The sequence below is a fragment of the Pseudomonas sp. GW821-FHT01E05 genome, assembly GCF_059422425.1.
Genome location: NZ_JBWKWW010000014.1, coordinates 98,866 through 117,706 on the forward strand (window position 1 = coordinate 98,866; position 18,841 = coordinate 117,706).

An 18,841-nucleotide genomic window follows, 5' to 3' on the forward strand; every position below is an offset into this window, starting at 1 on the left:
CCTCATGTCTCAGCCGATCCGCATCAAGGACCACGAGAAAGACGCCCGTCTGGTGCGTGGCCGGGTCGTGTTCGGTGCAATTGCGGTGGTAACGCTGATCGGCGTGCTGATCGCGCGGCTGTATTTCCTTCAGGTGATCCAGTACGAGTATCACTCCACGCTGTCGGAGAACAATCGCGTTCATGTGCAGCCGATTCCGCCGTCCCGCGGGATGATCTTCGACCGCAATGGCGTTGTGGTGGCCGATAATCGGCCCAGCTTCAGCCTGAGCATGACCCGCGAGCGTTCGGGTGACTGGAAGCAAGTGCTCGATGTGATCGTTGAAGTGCTGCAACTGACGCCCGAAGACCGGGTGGTCTTCGAAAAACGCATGAAGCAGGGGCGCCGACCGTTTGAGCCGGTGCCGATCCTGTTCGAGCTGACGGAAGAGCAGATCGCCCGGATTGCGGTGAATCAGTTCCGCCTGCCGGGCGTTGAAGTGGTTGCGCAGCTGGTGCGCCACTATCCGCAGGGCGCGCATTTTGCACACTCGGTCGGGTACATGGGGCGGATCAACGAGAAAGAGCTCAAGACTCTGGATCCGGTGGGTTACAGCGGCACCCATCAAATTGGTAAAACCGGCATCGAGCGCTTTTACGAGCCCGAATTGCACGGTCAGGTCGGTTACGAAGAAGTCGAGACCAATGCCCGTGGTCGCGTGTTGCGGGTACTCAAGCGTACCGATCCGATTCCCGGCAAGGACATTGTCCTGAGCCTGGACATCAAATTGCAGGAGGCCGCCGAACTCGCCCTGGGCGGTCGACGTGGCGCGGTGGTGGCTCTGGACCCGAATACCGGCGAGGTTCTGGCGATGGTCAGCCAGCCGAGTTTCGATCCGAACCTGTTTGTCACCGGCATCAGCTTCAAGGCTTACGCCGAGTTGCGCGACTCCATCGATCGCCCACTGTTCAACCGGGTCCTGCGTGGTCTGTATCCGCCGGGGTCGACGATCAAACCGGCGGTGGCGATTGCCGGGCTGGACTCTGGCGTGGTCACCGCCTCGACCCGGGTCTTCGACCCGGGTTACTACATGTTGCCCAACTACGACCACAAGTACCGGAACTGGAACCGCACCGGTGACGGCTATGTGGATCTGGATACGGCGATCATGCGTTCCAACGACACCTACTTTTATGACCTGGCGCACAAGCTGGGGATCGATCGACTGTCCTCTTACCTGGGCAAATTCGGCATCGGTCAGAAAGTTTCCCTGGACATGTTCGAAGAGTCGCCAGGGCTGATGCCAACGCGTGAATGGAAGCGGATTACCCGTCGTCAGGCCTGGTTCCCGGGCGAGACGCTGATTCTGGGTATCGGTCAGGGCTACATGCAGTCGACGCCGTTGCAATTGGCTCAGGCCACGGCGTTGGTGGCCAACAAGGGCAAGTGGAATCGCCCGCATCTGGCGAAAACCATCGAAGGAGAGAAACCGGTCGATGCGAACCCGATGGCGGACATCGTCCTGCGCGATCCGTCCGACTGGATGAAGGTCAATCACGGCATGCAGCAGGTGATGCACGGTGCCCGCGGTACCGCGCGCAAGGCTGCCATCGGCTCGCCATACCGGATTGCCGGCAAAAGCGGTACGGCCCAGGTGGTGGCGATCAAACAGGGCGAGAAGTACGACCGTTCCAAGGTTCAGGAGCGTCACCGCGACCACGCCTTGTTCGTCGGTTTTGCTCCGGCCGATAACCCGAAAATCACAGTGGCGGTCATGGTCGAGAACGGCGAGTCCGGCTCCGGCGTCGCCGCACCGGTAGTGCGTCAGGTGATGGATGCCTGGCTACTGGGCCAGAACGGCCAGCTCAAGCCTGAGTTTGCCAGCCCTACAAGCGCGGAGGCTACGGCCCGTGAAGAGTAATTTTGATCGCATCCTCTCCAGTGAGGATGTGATGCGTCGCCGCGCGACGCTATTGCAACGCATGCACATTGATGGCCCCTTGCTGATCCTGCTGCTGACGCTCGCGGCGGGCAGTCTGTTCGTGCTGTATTCGGCCAGTGGCAAGAGCTGGGATCTGCTGATCAAACAGGCCACCTCGTTTGGCATCGGTCTGGTGTCGATGGTCATCATTGCTCAGCTGGAGCCCAGGTTCATGGCGCGTTGGGTGCCATTGGCCTATGTGCTGGGTGTCGTGTTGTTGGTGGTGGTGGACGTCATGGGCCACAACGCCATGGGCGCCACACGCTGGATCAACATTCCCGGGGTGATCCGCTTCCAGCCCTCGGAATTCATGAAGATCATCATGCCGGCGACCATCGCCTGGTACCTGGCCAAGCGCACCTTGCCTCCGCAACTCAAGCATGTGGGCATCAGCCTGATGCTGATCGGGGTTCCGTTCATTCTGATCGTGCGCCAGCCCGACCTTGGCACCTCGTTGCTGATTCTGGCGGGCGGCGCGTTCGTGCTGTTCATGGGCGGCCTGCGCTGGCGCTGGATCCTCAGCGTGATCGCCGCAACCGTTCCCGTGGCGATCGCCATGTGGTTCTTCATCATGCATGACTACCAGAAGCAGCGGATCCTGACCTTCCTCGATCCGGAGAGTGACCCGCTCGGCACCGGCTGGAACATCATTCAGTCCAAAGCCGCCATCGGTTCAGGTGGCGTATTCGGTAAAGGCTGGCTGCTCGGCACCCAGTCCCATCTGGACTTTTTGCCGGAAAGCCACACCGACTTCATCATCGCGGTCATGGGCGAGGAGTTCGGTCTGGTGGGCATCTGTGCGTTGTTGCTGATCTATTTGCTGTTGATCGGTCGTGGGCTGGTGATTACCGCTCAGGCGCAGACATTGTTCGGCAAATTGCTCGCCGGCAGCCTGACCATGACGTTTTTTGTTTACGTTTTCGTCAACATCGGTATGGTCAGCGGCCTGTTGCCGGTAGTGGGGGTGCCATTGCCATTCATTAGCTATGGAGGAACTTCGCTGGTGACGCTGCTGTCAGCGTTTGGGGTTTTGATGTCGATCCATACCCATCGTAAGTGGATCGCGCAGGTTTGAATAAGGTGAAGATTTCAATGCAGGTAATGCGTCGCTGGGCTGCTCGATACGCTCCGTGGGTCGGCCTGGTAGGCATTCTTGGTGCGGCGCAGGAAGCGTTGGCCGGCGATTATGAAGGTTCGCCGCAAGTGGCCGAATTCGTCGGTGAAATGACCCGCGACTATGGTTTCGCCGGGGAACAGCTGATGGGCGTGTTCCGTGAAGCCGAGCGCAAACAATCGATTCTCGACGCGATTTCCCGGCCTGCCGAGCGGGTCAAGCAGTGGAAGGAATACCGCCCGATGTTCATCACCGACGCGCGCATCGCCCGCGGTGTGGATTTCTGGCGTCAACACGAAGCTGTGCTGGCCCGTGCCGAGCAGGAATATGGGGTTCCGGCTCAGGTGATCGTGTCGATCATCGGCGTTGAAACCTTCTTCGGCCGCAATACCGGCAACTATCGGGTGATCGACGCCTTGTCGACCCTGAGCTTTGACTACCCGCCACGCGCCGAATTCTTCCGCAAAGAGTTGCGTGAGTTCCTGCTGCTGGCCCGTGAAGAACAGCTCGACCCGTTGACCCTCAAGGGCTCTTACGCCGGTGCCATGGGCTTGCCGCAATTCATGCCGAGCAGCTTTCGCGCCTATGCTGTGGATTTCGACGGTGATGGCCACATTAATATCTGGACCAACCCTGACGATGCCATCGGCAGCGTTGCCAGTTACTTCAAGCGTCACGGCTGGGTCGCCGGCGAGACAGTGGTCAGCCAGGCCACAGTGCGTGGCGATCAGGTCGACGATGGGTTGAGCCCGGGAATCGAGCCGGTCAAAACGGTCAGGGAGTTGCGGGCGCTGGGCTGGTCAAGTCATGATGCGCTGCGCGATGATATGCCGGTCACGGCTTTTCGCCTGGAAGGCGACAATGGTCCAGAATACTGGATGGGTCTGAATAATTTTTACGCAATCACGCGCTATAACCGCAGCGTGATGTACGCCATGGCCGTGCATCAGCTGTCTGAACTGCTGGTCCAAGCACGGGGCGTCAAGTAATGCGGGCAATGCCGATTCGTAAACCCCTGAAGCTGATGGCTTTCGCCGCACTATCGTTGCTGGTGGTCAGTTGTTCGACCAGTCGCTCACCGCAGCAGAAATCATCGTCCGGCATTCGCGCAATGCCCGGTCTGGATATCAATCGCGCCCATAAAGACGGCGCGCCGTGGTGGGATGTCGATATTTCGCGCATTCCGGACGCCACGCCTACCTTGCACCAAGGGCCCTACAAGGCCAACCCGTACACGGTGCTGGGCAAAAACTACTTTCCGATGAACGAGTCGAAGAACTATGTCGCCTCGGGCACGGCGTCCTGGTACGGCACCAAGTTTCACGGCCAGAACACCGCCAACGGCGAAGTCTATGACTTGTACGGCATGAGTGCCGCGCACAAGACCCTGCCGTTGCCGAGTTATGTCCGGGTGACCAACCTGGACAACAACAAGAGCGTGATTCTGCGAGTCAACGATCGTGGGCCGTTCTACTCGGACCGGATCATCGACTTGTCTTACGCTGCTGCCAAGAAGCTCGGCTATGCCGAAATCGGCACTGCGCGGGTCAAGGTCGAGGGCATTGACCCGCAAGAGTGGTGGGCCCAGCGCGGCCGGCCGGCACCGTTGATGCTGAACGAACCGCAAGTGGCGCAATCTGCCGCGCCCGTGCTGACGGCTTCGGCCGGCACGGTCGAGCAATGGACGCCGCCACCACAGCAACATGCCGCGGCCGTTGTGCCCGCGCAGCTGGATGCGAAAAAAAGCGCTTCTGCACAAGCCTCTGGCCAGTATCTTCAGGTGGGCGCCTTCGCCAACCCGGACGCTGCAGAACTGCTGAGGTCGAAGCTGAGCGGGATGGTGCAGGCCCCGGTCTTCATCAGCTCGATCGTACGCAATCAACAGACGCTACATCGGGTACGCCTGGGGCCAATCGGTACTCAGGGTGAAATCCAGCAAGTGCAAAACAGCGTTCGACTGGCCAATCTCGGCCAGCCTAGCGTCGTAACAGCAGAATAAGTGACATCGGATTGAGGGCCTGGCCTTTGCAGGGTCGGGTTCCGGTTGTTGGCTCGTCGAACAACAAAAGCTCGTGAAGGGCCATAGAGTGAGCAACTGAACACGCGACAACCGGGTAACGGTTGTCAGATTAGTTTTGCCCGTGCGGGCAAGTTTCCATTAGCAATTTCGAGAGACGGATGAACATCACCACCTTTGCCAAACGCCTGTGCCTGCTTGTCCCGCTGATCATCACACCTGCTGCGTGGGCGGCAGAGATGATGCCGTCGCCACCGCAACTGGCTGCCAAGGCCTATGTGCTCATGGACGCCAGCAGCGGTAACGTGCTGGTCGAGAACAATGGTGACCAGCGCCTGCCACCGGCCAGCCTGACCAAACTGATGACGGCCTACATCGCGACCCTGGAAATCCGTCGCGGCCAGATCGGCGAAAACGATCCGGTGACCGTCAGCGAGAACGCCTGGCGTACCGGTGGTTCGCGGATGTTCATCAAGGTCGGCTCTCAGGTAACGGTCAGCGACCTGCTGCACGGCATCATCATTCAGTCGGGTAACGACGCCAGTGTTGCGCTCTCCGAGCACATCGCCGGTAGCGAAGACGCGTTCGCCGACATGATGAACAAAACCGTCGCCGATCTGGGCATGAGCAACAGTCACTTCATGAACCCGACCGGCCTGCCGAACCCGGAGCACTACTCGTCGGCCCACGACATGGCGCTGCTGGCCCGCGCGATCATCCACGAAGATCCGGCTCACTACGCGATCTACTCGCAGAAAGAGTTCTTCTGGAACGGCATCAAGCAACCGAACCGCAACCTGCTGCTGTGGCGTGACAAGACCGTCGATGGTCTGAAAACCGGTCACACCGATGAAGCCGGCTACTGCATGGTGTCGTCGGCTGTACGTGAAGGCATGCGTTTGATCGCTGTGGTGTTCGGCACCAACAGCGAAACGGCTCGTGCTGCTGAAACCCAGAAGCTGCTGACTTACGGTTTCCGTTTCTTCGAAACCCAGACCTTCTACCAGAAGGGCGCCGAGCTGGCTCAGGCTCCAGTCTGGAAAGGCACCACCAATCAGGTTAAAGCCGGTTTGGCTGAAGACCTGACCATGACCATGCCTAAAGGTCAGTTGAAGAAACTGGCTGCGAGCATGAGCATGAACCCGCACCTGGTTGCGCCGATCGCCAAGGGTGACGTGATTGGTAAAGTCGAAGTGAAACTGGACGATAAAGTCGTGCACAGTGCCGACCTGATCGCACTGGACGCTGTTGACGAAGGTGGTATCTTCCGCCGCATGTGGGATAGCATCCGTCTATTCTTCTACGGCTTGTTCAACTGATTAGTGTGGACCTGCATGGCTGCGTTCCAATCTGGAGCGGGGCCATGTCCGTTGCCACGGCTTACGAGGCCGTTACGCCATGACAGACACCGAAGTAAAGGCGCCAAAGATCGAATTTCCCAACGTTGATTATCCGGTTAAGGTAATCAGCGATACGGGTGTAGGCAACAAAGACAAGATCATCGAGATCGTCAAGAAACACGCGACGATCAACCATGACCGTGTGGATGAGCGCCAAAGCACCAACGGCAAGTACACCACGATCCAGTTGCACATCGTCGCCACCGACCAGGACCAGCTGTACAACATCAACAGCGAGTTGCGTGCGACCGGTTTCGTGCACATGGTGTTGTGATGTCCGAGCCGCTGGGCTTTCGCGAGCTCGGCCAGCTGGCTTACGAGCCGGTCTGGCATGCCATGCAACGGTTCACCAACGAGCGCGGCAGCGACCGAGCCGATGAAATCTGGCTGGTCGAGCACCCGCCGGTTTTCACCCAGGGCCAGGCCGGCAAGGCTGAGCATCTGCTGCTCCCCGGCGATATTCCGGTGGTGCAGGTTGACCGTGGTGGTCAAGTGACTTACCACGGCCCGGGTCAGTTGGTGGCTTATCTGCTGCTGGACGTACGCAAGCTGGGTTTCGGCGTGCGCGACCTGGTCAGCCGGATGGAGCAGTGCCTGATCGAGCTGCTGGCCAGCTACGGCGTAACCGCTGTAGCCAAGGCCGATGCACCGGGCGTCTACGTCAACGGTGCAAAAATCGCTTCTCTGGGTCTGCGGATCCGCCACGGTTGCTCCTTTCATGGCCTGGCCCTGAACGTGGATATGGACCTGGAACCGTTTCGACGGATTAACCCCTGTGGATACGCCGGGCTGGCCATGACCCAGCTGCGCGATCACACCGGGCCGATTGAATTTGCCGAGGTTAGTGCCCGGCTGCGTGCGCAGCTTGTCAAACACCTCGACTATGCTGAGCAGACGACCCTAACGGGCGGAATCGACTGATATGACTACTGCGCAAGACGCTGTGCAAACCATGATCCCGACGCTGGATGTTACCGAGCGCCCGGCCCCGCGTGCCAAAGTGGAAGCTGGCGTAAAGCTGCGCGGTGCCGAAAAGGTTGCGCGCATTCCGGTGAAGATCATTCCGACCACCGAGTTGCCGAAAAAGCCTGACTGGATTCGCGTACGCATCCCGGTTTCCCCGGAAGTCGACCGCATCAAGGCCCTGCTGCGTAAACACAAGCTGCACAGCGTCTGCGAAGAAGCATCCTGCCCGAACCTGGGTGAGTGTTTCTCCGGTGGCACCGCGACCTTCATGATCATGGGCGACATCTGTACCCGTCGTTGCCCGTTCTGCGATGTTGGCCACGGTCGTCCGAAGCCACTGGACGTCAACGAGCCGCAAAGCCTGGCCATCGCCATCGCCGACCTGCGTCTGAAGTACGTGGTGATCACCTCGGTAGACCGCGACGACCTGCGTGACGGCGGTGCCCAGCACTTCGCCGACTGCATCCGCGAAATCCGCAAGTTGTCGCCGGATGTACAGCTCGAAACCCTGGTCCCGGACTACCGTGGCCGGATGGACGTGGCGCTGGAAATCACCGCCGCCGAGCCGCCGGATGTGTTCAACCACAACCTGGAAACCGTACCGCGCCTGTACAAGGCTGCACGTCCGGGTTCCGATTACCAGTGGTCGCTGACCTTGCTGCAGAAGTTCAAGCAAATGATGCCCCATATTCCGACCAAGTCTGGCTTGATGCTGGGGCTGGGCGAAACCGATGAAGAAGTCATCGAAGTCATGAAGCGCATGCGCGAACACGACATCGACATGCTGACTCTCGGCCAGTACCTGCAACCCTCGCGCAACCACTTGCCGGTCCAGCGCTTCGTGCACCCGGATGTGTTCGCCTGGTTTGCCGAAGAAGGCTACAAAATGGGCTTCAAGAACGTTGCGTCGGGCCCGCTGGTGCGTTCCTCGTACCACGCCGACGAACAGGCGAAACTGGTTAAGGCCGAGTTGATGTCGTCCTGATCGACAATGCCCGCAAGGCTTACGCGTTGCGGGCTTTTTTGTTCCCGGGCACTGACCACGGTGATACGTCACATTCAGTCATTTCCCGCCTCTTGCGGGGCGGCTGACCCTCTTCTGTTTGTTCCCGTTCCTGACTACTGTGTGTTGAAACATTCACGCAGGGAGAATCACGGATGACCACTCGCTCGACCCCTATCGTTTGTGAGCACGCTCCGGTCCCGGCATTGCCTGCCGAAGGGTTGATCGGCGTTATTGCACCGGCAGGGCCGGCGGCACTGGATACCGAAAAGGCCCTTCAATGGATGCATGCACGGGGGTATTCGCTACGGATTTTCCCGGGCGTCCTGGAGACAGACGGCTACCTGGCGGGCAGCGACGACGTTCGCCTGAAGGATCTGCATGATGCTTTTGCCGACACGGCCATCGATGCCATTCTCTGTCTGCGCGGTGGTTATGGCAGCCCCCGGTTGCTGGACCGAATCGATTTCGAGCTGCTGCGATGCAATGCAAAGCCGTTTGTCGGCTACAGCGACATCACTGCGCTGCACCTGGCCATCAGTCGCTACGCAGGTTTCGTGACCTTCCATGGGGCGATGCTCAATGCCGATCTGCTGGGGGATAAACAGCAGCCCACTGAGTCATCGCTGTTCAACCTGCTCAGCGGGCAGCTGAAGGCCGGAAGCCTGTTGGCACACCCAGTGGCCTACCCCTTGACGACGATCGAGCCAGGTGTCGCTCATGGACGTTTGCTGGGCGGCAACCTGTCGATGATCGCTGCGTCCATGGGCACGCCCTATGAGATTGATGCCGAAGGCGTGATTCTGTTCATCGAGGACGTCAACGAGCCGCTGTACCGCATCGACCGGTTGCTGACCCAGCTGCGCCTGGCCGGAACCCTTGGCAAGTTGCGTGGGGTGCTGGTGGGAGATGTGGCGGGGGTGGATGGCGAGGCGTTGGCGCGGTTGCTCAAGCAAACCTTTGAACCGTTGCGTATTCCGGTGTTGGCTGGCTGGTGCAGCGGCCATTGCGATCCCAACCTGACGCTGCCCATGGGCGCACTGGTCCGGCTGGATGCAGGGCGCAGGGAGCTGGTGCTGGAGCAGGATGTGGTAATCAAACCTTAAATTTTCGCTGTCTGGCAGGCCGCTATCGCGAGCAGGCCCGCACTCTTCAGCGAACACAGCGTTTGTGTGCGACCTGAATCCCGTGTGGGGGCTTGCTCGCGATGCGGTTGTAGCCATAAGGCTGACTAGCGGTTACGCAAACTTTCCAACAGCTTATGCGTCGGATAGCCATCAGCCGGCAATCCAAAAGATTGCTGTGCGGTGCGAATCGCCTTGCGGGTATTGGCGCCGATGATGCCGTCGGCATTGCCTGCATCGTAGCTGTTGGCGCTCAGCAGGTTTTGCAGCTCGATCCGCTCGGAGCGGCTCAATGGCAGGTCATCTTTCGGCCATTCGCCGCTGATCAGGCCGGCACCGTTAAAACGCTCGGACAGCAGGCTTACAGCCAAGGCATAAGACGACGAATTGTTGTACTTGAGAACGGCGCGGAAGTTGTCGAGGATCAGGAACGCCGGACCGCGATAACCCGCTGGCAGCAACAGGGCCGCGGACAGTTGTTCGGAACCGAGCGGTACCTTCACACCGCTGGGGAGTTTAAGCCCCAATTGCAGCCACTCGGCGACTGTCTTGCGGATCGAGCCATCGGCCAGTGCATAGTCGAAACCGGTCGCCATTTGTACTTCGAACCCCCACGGCTGACCTTTCTGCCAGCCGGAGCTTTGCAGGTAGTGAGCGGTCGAGGCCAGGGCGTCGGTCGGGCTGCCCCAGATATCGCGTCGACCATCACCGTCGAAGTCCACCGCGTGGGTGTTGTAGGTGGTCGGCATGAACTGGGTTTGCCCCATGGCGCCCGCCCAGGAGCCGAGCATCTTCTCGGGCTCGATATCACCCTGCTGGAGAATCTGCAGAGCTGCCAGCAATTGGCTGTGGGCAAACTCTGGCCGCCGGCCTTCGTAGGCCAGGGTCGCCAGTGAACGGATCACCGACTTGTCACCCTGGAAGCTGCCGAAGTTACTTTCCATACCCCAGACCGCTACCAGTGCCTGGCGATCAACGCCATAACGTTGCTCGATGCTTTGCAGGATCCCGGCATATTGGTTGAGCAGTGCCTGGCCCTTACGTACTCGCGAGGCAGACAGTGCGCCGTCGAGGTATTCCCAGACCGGACGAGCGAATTCCGGTTGGCTGCGGTCGGCGCGGATTACGCTCATGTCCGGCGTGATACCCGCGAAGGCCCGGTCGAAAAGGTCGGGGTTGATGCCAGCGGCCAGGGCGTCTTTGCGAAAGGCTGCCAGCCATTCGGCGAAAGTCTGTGCTGGCTGAATGTCCAGGTCCTCGCCAGTCTGGGCGATTGGAGGAGTAACGGCGGGAGCGGGGGCAGCAGGAGCGGTCTGAAGCGGTTGGGCGTCGGCGGCGGTCGGTTTTTCCGCGCAGGCGACTAACAGAACAAGGCTGGAGGCAGCAATCAATTGGCGTAAGTGCCAACGACGGGAAATACAAAAGGGCATGCACAGGTCCAGAGAATACGAATCAGGTGTCGACCTTATCACGCCAAGGGATTCTCTGCCTTCAAGCGGCCAGAAAGTAAGAAGCCTCCCAGCTTTTAGACTGGAAGGCTTCGCGGCGGTAGCTGCCTTTGCCCTTGCCGGCTCGTTCCTGACGGCTGCGGAACAGTGGCTGGGCGATGATGGATTTGGCCTTGTTGGGGCCATGCTTTGATGGCTTGCTCATGGTGAGATCTCTACTGTGGATGGCTTTTGCGGTGCAGATCATCGGACAGAGTCGAGATTCTGTCCAGCCCCTACAATGTGTAGGACCATTCGTCCGTTTCCGAGCGCGGACCGGCCCGTCGGGAGCAAGCTCCCTCGCCACTATGTCCGATCACTCGGCCGGCAATGCCAACCGCTGGCCGGCCATCAACAATGACAACCGACTCAGGCTCATCCACGGTGAGCCCGCAGCCTGACCTTTGATCTGCGCATCGATACGCTGGGCATCGAGCAGAAGTTGTCCCCAACGCTGGGCTGAGTGACGTTGCAGGGCTTTGCTCATCAGGGGCTTGCGTTTGTCCCAGACCGGTGGACGCGCCAAGCCGAAGGCTTTGTCCAGCGGCACCCCTTGGCTGTATTGCAGCGACAGGTTGGCCAGCAGGCGCAGCTCTCGGGCCAGGGCCCAGAGAATCACCGGCGGTTCGACGCCTTCGCCGCGCAGGCCTTCGAGCATGCGCAAGGCGTGGGCGGCTTCACCGTTGAGAATCGCATCCACCAGCCCGAAGACATCGAAGCGTGCACTGTCGGCAACCGCGGCTTGCACCGTATCGACGGTGATCTGACCACCTTCGGCCATCAGTTTGAGCTTTTCAATTTCCTGCGCGGCGGCCAGCAGGTTGCCTTCCACTCGCGCGGCAATCAGTTCGACAGCGTCCTGGCTGGCGGAAAGACCGGCCTGAGACAAGCGTTGACGAATCCATTGTGGCAGCTGGCTGGCATCCACCGGCCAGATCTGCACGAACTGGGTTTGCTGACCTTCGATCAGCGCTTTGCCCCACTTGGTTTTCTGCGCACTGGCGTCGAGCTTGGGCAGACTGATCAGCAGCAGGGTGTCTTCGGCAGGGCGCGAGCAGTATTCAATGAACGCAGCAGCGCCTTTGTCACCGGGCTTGCCAGAAGGCAGACGCAGTTCCAATAAGCGCTTTTCGGCGAAGAGCGACATGCTGGCGCCCGCTTGCAGCAGCGTGCCCCAATCGAAGCTGGCATCGGCGCTGAACACCTGGCGCTCATCGAAGCCTTGCTGGCGGGCAGCAGAACGGATGGCATCGGCGGCTTCCTGGCACAGCAACGGGTCATCGCCACTGATAATGTACACAGGCGCAAGGTTGCCTTGCAGATGTTTGGCGAGCTGGGCGGGGGCAAGCTTCATAAGAAGAGGCGAACGGGGCGCTGGAGCGCCCCGTAAGGCTTATTGGTTCTGCAAATGCAGAGGCGATTGGCGAGGCGTTTCCGCTTCAGCCTTTTGTGCCGCTTTCAGTGCTTCGGCGTCAGCCTTGGCTCTGGCATCCGCGGTTTGCTGCAGTTTATCCAGTTGTTCCGGGCTCAGCTGTTGCAGACGCAGCACCATGCGCTGTACGAGGTCACGACGCATTTCCTGACGTGTTTCGGCCGCTTCCTGGTCGGAACCTACCAGGTTGTTACCGTCGTGGAGGAAGACTTTCTGCACTTGCAACTTGTCACTGAGTAACGACAGATTATCGTGACCCTGAATATCGTAGTACAGCACGGAGGTCAGCTCGTATTCGGCCGAGCGGCCTGCACCGGCATAGCTGAGGGCGCGCTGGGATTCCTGTTCATCAGTCAGCGTCAGCTTGTACGGCGCGCCGGCGTAGACTTTGACGCCGCTGTTCTGAAGTACCTGACGCAGTTGCGTGACGGTCTCACCGTAGGCGTTGCGGGCATTCAAGTCGAGTTCTTTGATAGCGAGCTCGGTGGTGCCGGTGCCGCGCAGCTGGAAGCCGCAGGCGCTCAGCAGTACCGCGAGGCCCATAACCAGCAGATTGCGTTTGATCATCTTGGTGCTCCCCTTCAAACCATGTGGGTCGACTGTGCGGCCCTGGAGGATTTGTTCGGCGCCAGGTCAGCGACCTGGCGCCTGATCCAATTAGCTAGCGACGATATTGACCAGTTTGCCGGGCACTACGATCACTTTACGAATAGTCAGGCCTTCGGTGAAACGCAGCACGTTTTCATTGGTCCGCGCAGCGGCTTCAACTTCTTCGCGGCTGGCGCTGGCAGGCATTTCGATCTGACCGCGCAGCTTGCCGTTGACCTGAATCACCAGTTGCAGGCTGTCCTGCACCAGCGCGCTGTCATCCAGAACCGGCCAGCCGGCGTCGATCACTGGATCGGCGTGACCCAGTCGATGCCACAGTTCATGGCTGATGTGCGGCGTGATGGGCGCCAGCAACAGGGCAACGGTTTCCAGGCCTTCGTGAATCAGCGCGCGATCCTGATCGGTGCCTTGCGGGGCTTTTTCCAGCACGTTCATCAGCGTCATCACCTGAGCGATGGCGGTGTTGAATTTGTGGTACTGGCCGACGTCCTGGCTGGCCTGTTTGATTGCCAGGTGGATAGCCCGACGAATGACTTTTTGTTCGTCGTTCAGCGTACCGAGATCCAGTGCGCCCGGCAGGCCTTGGCCAACGTGGGTCTGCGCCAGGCGCCAGACACGCTTGAGGAAACGGTGCGAGCCCTCGACGCCGGAGTCGGACCACTCCAGGCTCATGTCGGGCGGCGAGGCGAACATCATGAACAGGCGGCAGGTGTCGGCGCCGTACTGGTCGATCATCGACTGCGGGTCAACGCCGTTGTTTTTCGACTTGGCCATCTTCTCGGTGCCGCCGATTTCGACGGGCAGGCCGTCGCTGATCAGCTTGGCACCAATGATCTTGGCCTTGCTGTCGCGCTCGAGTTCAACGTCCGCCGGGTTGTACCAGGTGAAGCTGCCATTGGCTTCGCGACGGTAGTAAGTCTCGGCGATCACCATGCCCTGGGTCAGCAGGTTCTTGAATGGCTCGTTGGAGCTGACCAGGCCTTCGTCGCGCATCAGTTTGTGGAAGAAGCGCGCGTAGAGCAGATGAAGAATGGCGTGTTCGATGCCGCCGATGTATTGATCGACCGGCAGCCAGTGGTTGGCAGCAGCCGGGTCGACCAAACCACCTTCGTAATGCGGCGAGGCGTAACGGGCGTAGTACCAGGACGACTCGACGAAGGTGTCCATGGTGTCGGTTTCACGCTTGGCCGGTTTGCCGCATTTCGGGCAGCTGCATTCATAGAACTCGGGCATGCGCGCCAAAGGCGAACCGGCGCCGTCGGGTACGACGTCTTCGGGCAGCACGACAGGCAGCTGGTCTTCCGGCACCGGCACGTCACCGCAGGTATCGCAGTGGATGATCGGGATCGGGCAGCCCCAGTAACGCTGACGGCTGATGCCCCAGTCGCGCAGACGGAACTGGGTGCGCGAGGCGCCGAGATTTTTCTTGATCAGGGCAACTTCCATGGCGTCGAACGCGCCAGCGAAGTCCAGGCCGTCGAATTCACCGGAATTGATCAGCGTGCCGTATTCGCCGTAGGCGTCTTGCCATGGGGCCGGGTTCTCGTCGCCTGCGCTGGTGCGCACCACGGATTTGATCGGCAGACCGTACTTGGTGGCGAATTCGAAGTCACGCTCATCGTGAGCCGGCACAGCCATAACCGCGCCATCGCCGTAGTGCATCAGCACGTAGTTGGCGACCCAGACCGGCAGCTTTTCGCCGGTCAACGGGTGCTCGACGAACAGCGAGGTCGGCAGGCCTTTTTTCTCCTGGGTGGCAACGTCGGCTTCGGCCACGCTGCCGCCTTTGCATTCAGCAATGAACGCTTGCAGTTCAGGGTTGTTCTGCGCCGCCAGGGTCGCCAGGTGGTGCTCGGCTGCCACGGCAACGTAGGTCGCGCCCATCAGGGTGTCCGGACGGGTGGTGAAGACTTTCAGTGTGCCGGTTTCGCCGATCGAGTCGACGTTGTATGGGAACTGCACTTCCATGCCGCGGGATTTGCCGATCCAGTTGCGCTGCATGGTTTTGACTTGCTCAGGCCAGCCTGGCAAATCGTCGAGACTCTCCAGCAACTCATCCGCGTAGGCGGTGATCTTGAAGTAGTACATCGGGATTTCGCGCTTCTCGATCAGCGCGCCGGAACGCCAGCCGCGACCATCGATCACCTGTTCGTTGGCCAGAACGGTCTGGTCTACCGGGTCCCAGTTGACGGTGCCGTTCTTGCGATAGATCACGCCTTTTTCGAACAGGCGAGTGAACAGCCATTGTTCCCAGCGATAGTAATCAGGTTTGCAGGTGGTGACTTCGCGCGACCAGTCGACCGCCAGGCCCAGGCTTCGCAGCTGGGTCTTCATGTAGGCGATGTTTTCGTAAGTCCACTTGGCCGGTGCGACGTTGTTTTTCATCGCGGCGTTTTCTGCCGGCATGCCGAAGGCATCCCAACCCATGGGTTGCAGGACGTTTTTGCCTTGCATGCGCTGATAGCGGGAGATCACGTCGCCGATGGTGTAGTTGCGCACATGCCCCATGTGTAGCTTGCCGCTGGGGTAAGGGAACATCGACAGGCAGTAGAACGTCTCCTTGCCTGGCTGTTCACTGACTTCAAAGGACTTTTGCTCGTCCCAGAACGACTGGGCGGCGGCTTCGATTTCACGGGGCTGATATTGTTCGTGCATGGCTACTTTTGAACTGAATAGGGGTGGCCTAATCCTCTTCAATGCGACGCTGGGCGGTGACGACGCCAAATGTGGCGTTTTCGGTGCCCAGTCGAGCTGGAAGTGGAGTTACAGGAAGCGCCGTAGCATACATGACCGCGCTCTACCGAGGGAAACCCTGATTGCACCCGGCAGGGCCTCAGGGGCCGTTGGTCGCGGCAACAGGCCGGTTTTCTCAGTGGGACTAAGCTCTTAAAGGGGAGTGAGTCTTATGTTCAATGAGGTGAACGGATGGTTGAGTCGCAGCGAAAAGAAACAAAACCCGAGTTGTACGAACGGCTGATTGATCGTCTTGGTCTGGCCCTGGATGCGGCAAGAACGGCAGGCCAGTTGCGCGATGAACGTCCTGTCGAGTTGGAGTTGCGTGGTTTGAGTCGCGCTGAGTTTGAGTTGATCAAGGCCTATCTGGACCGCAGCATACGTGAGGCACATTCAAACGTGTTGGAAGCCGTAAAACATAAAGAAGTACCACATACGGCCAAAATCATCTGGTTGAGAGGCAAAGCACCTGTTGGGGACGCGGCAAAACTCCGGTCCCAGCTGTTCAAATAAGAGTCTGCAGCCCCGCTCAAGTGCATTGCATGACGTCACACGTTCAGGCTTTTCGATTGAAATGCCTACAGAACCTGTTGTTGCTTTGCTTCAACCCACTTAGGCTTCGGGCATCTTTGGAGATGCTCGATGCCTTTTCGTTATTTCGTCAAACAACTTTTTTTGCCGCCCGGCATTTTTTTGCTGTTGCTTCTGGCTGCCTGGTGGTTCCGTCGCTCCCGACCCCGCTTGGCAGGCGCTTTTTTTGCGCTGGGGGTTGGTGGTTTTTGGTTGATGAGTTTGCCAGTTGTCGTGGAATGGAGTGCCCGGGCGCTTGAACGCGATCCGCCACTGGCCCGTAGCGAATGGGCGACGCTGGCCGAGCGCGCGGATGCGATTGTGGTCTTGGGCTCGGGCCGGGAACGGGGCGATCCGGCGTGGGGCTCTGACCAGCCTACCGGCGTGGGGCTGGAGCGCGAGCGTTATGCGGCCCGCCTGGCCAAGGCCTCGGGTTTGCCGGTGTTGACCAGTGGCGGCTTGCATTACGGAACACCGCCCACTGAGGCGGCAATGATGGCCGAGTCCATGCAGGATGATTTTGGTGTGGCGGTCAGTTGGCAGGAAGGGCGCAGTCGCACGACCTGGGAGAACGCTCAGTTCAGCGCTGAGGTGCTTGTGCCGCAGGGTATCAAACGGGTGGTTGTGGTGACCCAGGCCTGGCATATGCCGCGTTCAGTGTGGAGTTTCGAGCGGGCAGGTTTCACCGTCGTGGCTGCACCAGTGGGCTTTTTGGGTGTTGATAATGCCCAGCCGTTCGGAGGCTGGATGCCCGAGTTCAAGTCGATTTGGCAAAGTGGCCTGTTGCTGAATGAGGCCGTAGGGCAGATCGGTTATTCGTTGTTCTACCGCTGAAAGTCAAAAGATCGTCCGAAGGCGTTCGGACGATCTTTTTGCGGGCACCCGGATCCTGGGTGTTAAACCGTCTTGGCAATCCGGCTGGCCAGTAGCGCCCAACCGAACAGCAGCATGCACAGAATGATCAGCGGCCACGAACGCCATTGCAGGTAAGGTGTCAGGTTGTGCATTGGCACCACTTCGCCGTAGAGGATGCCGCGTTCGAATTGCGGGATCTGCACGGTGATCTTGCCAAATGGGTCGATCAAACCAGTGACGCCGTTGTTGGTGGCGCGAATCATCCAGCGTCCGGCTTCCAGGGCGCGCATCTGTGCCATCTGCAAGTGTTGCAGCGGGCCGATGGAGGTGCCGAACCAGGTGTCGTTGCTGATGGTCAGCAGCAGGTCGCTGCGGGCCGAAAGGCTGGCTGCGAATTCCGGGTAGACCACTTCGTAGCAGATGAATGGTGCAATCTGATAGCCCTTGGCTTGCAGCAACGGCTGATCAGCCGGACCACGGGCGAAATCCGACATTGGCAGGTCGAAGAACGCAATCAGGCCTCGCAGCACTTCTTGCAGTGGTACGTACTCACCAAACGGCACCAGTTTCTGCTTGAGGTAAGTACCGTCGCCTTCGCCTACCACGGTGATGCCATTGAAGTAGCGTTTTTCGTGGCGCACTTGCTGGCGGATCGGCACACCGGTAATCAGTGTCGAGTTACGTTCGGCGGCGAAGCTGCCCATCATGTTCAGGTAGCCCTCGGCAGACTCCTTGAGCACCGGGACCGCGGTTTCCGGCCAGATTAGCAGGTCGACGCGTTTGGAGCTCAAGCTCATGTCGCGGTACAGCGCCAGTTGCTTGTTGAGCTGCGCCGGGTCCCACTTCATGCTTTGTTCGATGTTGCCTTGAATCGCCGCGACGCTCAGCGGGTTGCCCGAAGGGCTGGTCCAGGCGTGGCCCTTGAGCGACAGGCCGATGACCCATGGTGCGGCCAGCAACAGCAGGCCTGCGACGATAAACCCTTTGCGTCCGGCCTTGATCAGGCGTGGCAGGTTGTACACAAGCGCGGCGGTCAGCGCCAGGCTGAAGGAAATCAGCCACATGCCTCCCAATGGTGCGAGCCCGGCCAGCGGGCCATTGAGTTGGCTGTAGCCGGAATAAAGCCACGGGAAACCGGTCAGAAACCAGCCACGGAACGCTTCCTGGGCCAGCCACAACGCGGCAAAGGCCAAGGCATCGGCCAGCGGCGCTTCGTTACGGCGCAGCCAGCGCGCCCAGAGCCAGGCGGGCAGGGCGAAGAACCAGGCAATCGCAGCGGTGAAAGCCAGCATCAGCAACCCGGCCAGCAGCACCGAAGCGCCGCCAAAGTTGTGAATGCTGTAGTAGATCCAACTGGTGCCGGCGCCAAACAGGCCAAAGCCGAAACACCAGCCACGCCCCAGCGCCTGACGGGGCGTCAGTTCACGCAAGCCGGCATAGAAAAAACCGGCAGCCAGTAATGCCAGTGGCCAGATATCGAACGGCGCCAACGCCAGGGTGGTGAGTGCACCGGCCGCCACGGCCAGCAGGTTACCGGGCCAGCCGGGGCGGGTGATCCAACGCATTTCAGT

The 18,841-nt window shown here is 59.7% G+C and carries 17 protein-coding genes; 11 read left to right on the forward strand and 6 right to left on the reverse strand.

Annotated elements, in window-relative coordinates; genetic code table 11:
- The first annotated feature begins 4 nt into the window (after window positions 1-4).
- The 9 genes from mrdA (at window position 5) to AC07W5_RS26015 (ending at window position 9,566) form a co-directional block, all read left to right on the forward strand.
- Entirely contained in the window at window positions 5-1,900 is a 1,896-nt protein-coding gene (gene mrdA / locus AC07W5_RS25975; RefSeq protein WP_494995024.1) for a penicillin-binding protein 2, read from the forward strand.
- A 31-nt stretch (window positions 1,901-1,931) separates the two neighbouring features.
- On the forward strand, window positions 1,932-3,035 hold the full coding sequence (rodA, locus tag AC07W5_RS25980; protein WP_494995085.1) for a rod shape-determining protein RodA: 1,104 nt from the start codon (window positions 1,932-1,934) through the stop codon (window positions 3,033-3,035).
- 17 nt (window positions 3,036-3,052) lie between these two features.
- The gene (mltB, locus tag AC07W5_RS25985; RefSeq protein ID WP_495024553.1) at window positions 3,053-4,063 is read left to right on the forward strand and encodes a lytic murein transglycosylase B; all 1,011 of its coding nucleotides are present in this window, start codon (window positions 3,053-3,055) and stop codon (window positions 4,061-4,063) included.
- Complete coding sequence (locus tag AC07W5_RS25990; RefSeq protein WP_495024554.1) at window positions 4,063-5,073, forward strand: septal ring lytic transglycosylase RlpA family protein; 1,011 nt, start codon at window positions 4,063-4,065, stop codon at window positions 5,071-5,073. The genes mltB and AC07W5_RS25990 overlap by 1 nt, the downstream gene beginning before the upstream one ends.
- Window positions 5,074-5,252: 179 nt before the next feature.
- Entirely contained in the window at window positions 5,253-6,410 is a 1,158-nt protein-coding gene (locus AC07W5_RS25995; RefSeq protein WP_495012492.1) for a D-alanyl-D-alanine carboxypeptidase family protein, read from the forward strand.
- Window positions 6,411-6,489: 79 nt separating this feature from the next.
- On the forward strand, window positions 6,490-6,765 hold the full coding sequence (locus tag AC07W5_RS26000; protein ID WP_003215438.1) for a DUF493 domain-containing protein: 276 nt from the start codon (window positions 6,490-6,492) through the stop codon (window positions 6,763-6,765).
- Window positions 6,765-7,412 (forward strand): lipoyl(octanoyl) transferase LipB, encoded by a 648-nt coding sequence (gene lipB / locus AC07W5_RS26005; RefSeq protein WP_054594204.1) that lies wholly within the window; start codon window positions 6,765-6,767, stop codon window positions 7,410-7,412. Before AC07W5_RS26000 ends, lipB begins: the two co-directional genes overlap by 1 nt.
- Window positions 7,413-7,443: 31 nt before the next feature.
- Window positions 7,444-8,442 (forward strand): lipoyl synthase, encoded by a 999-nt coding sequence (gene lipA, locus AC07W5_RS26010; protein ID WP_494995086.1) that lies wholly within the window; start codon window positions 7,444-7,446, stop codon window positions 8,440-8,442.
- A 173-nt stretch (window positions 8,443-8,615) separates the two neighbouring features.
- Complete coding sequence (locus AC07W5_RS26015) at window positions 8,616-9,566, forward strand: S66 peptidase family protein (protein ID WP_495012493.1); 951 nt, start codon at window positions 8,616-8,618, stop codon at window positions 9,564-9,566.
- 125 nt (window positions 9,567-9,691) lie between these two features.
- Here AC07W5_RS26015 and AC07W5_RS26020 read toward each other — a convergent pair whose 3' ends face one another.
- From AC07W5_RS26020 to leuS, 5 genes are all read right to left on the reverse strand, one after another.
- Window positions 9,692-11,014: a lytic murein transglycosylase gene (locus AC07W5_RS26020; protein ID WP_495024555.1), complete on the reverse strand. Its 1,323-nt coding sequence runs from the start codon at window positions 11,012-11,014 to the stop codon at window positions 9,692-9,694.
- 61 nt (window positions 11,015-11,075) lie between these two features.
- Window positions 11,076-11,237 carry an alternative ribosome rescue factor ArfA gene (gene arfA, locus AC07W5_RS26025; protein ID WP_494995030.1) on the reverse strand — a complete coding sequence of 54 codons (162 nt, stop codon included), beginning with the start codon at window positions 11,235-11,237 and terminating at the stop codon, window positions 11,076-11,078.
- A 150-nt stretch (window positions 11,238-11,387) separates the two neighbouring features.
- Entirely contained in the window at window positions 11,388-12,425 is a 1,038-nt protein-coding gene (gene holA, locus AC07W5_RS26030) for a DNA polymerase III subunit delta (RefSeq protein WP_494995031.1), read from the reverse strand.
- A 39-nt stretch (window positions 12,426-12,464) separates the two neighbouring features.
- Window positions 12,465-13,070: an LPS-assembly lipoprotein LptE gene (locus AC07W5_RS26035; protein WP_495024556.1), complete on the reverse strand. Its 606-nt coding sequence runs from the start codon at window positions 13,068-13,070 to the stop codon at window positions 12,465-12,467.
- Window positions 13,071-13,160: 90 nt separating this feature from the next.
- Window positions 13,161-15,767 carry a leucine--tRNA ligase gene (gene leuS, locus AC07W5_RS26040; protein ID WP_495012495.1) on the reverse strand — a complete coding sequence of 869 codons (2,607 nt, stop codon included), beginning with the start codon at window positions 15,765-15,767 and terminating at the stop codon, window positions 13,161-13,163.
- A gap of 270 nt (window positions 15,768-16,037) precedes the next feature.
- Between leuS and AC07W5_RS26045 the strand changes: the two genes are divergently transcribed.
- On the forward strand, window positions 16,038-16,358 hold the full coding sequence (locus tag AC07W5_RS26045) for a hypothetical protein (protein WP_494995034.1): 321 nt from the start codon (window positions 16,038-16,040) through the stop codon (window positions 16,356-16,358).
- A 129-nt stretch (window positions 16,359-16,487) separates the two neighbouring features.
- A complete protein-coding gene (locus AC07W5_RS26050; protein WP_495012496.1) occupies window positions 16,488-17,249 on the forward strand; it encodes a YdcF family protein in 762 nt (253 codons plus the stop codon).
- Between the two features lie 62 nt (window positions 17,250-17,311).
- On the opposite strand, the gene lnt is transcribed toward AC07W5_RS26050, so the two are convergent.
- Window positions 17,312-18,835, reverse strand: a complete 1,524-nt coding sequence (gene lnt, locus AC07W5_RS26055) for an apolipoprotein N-acyltransferase (protein WP_495024557.1) — start codon at window positions 18,833-18,835, stop codon at window positions 17,312-17,314.
- Window positions 18,836-18,841 lie beyond the last annotated feature (6 nt).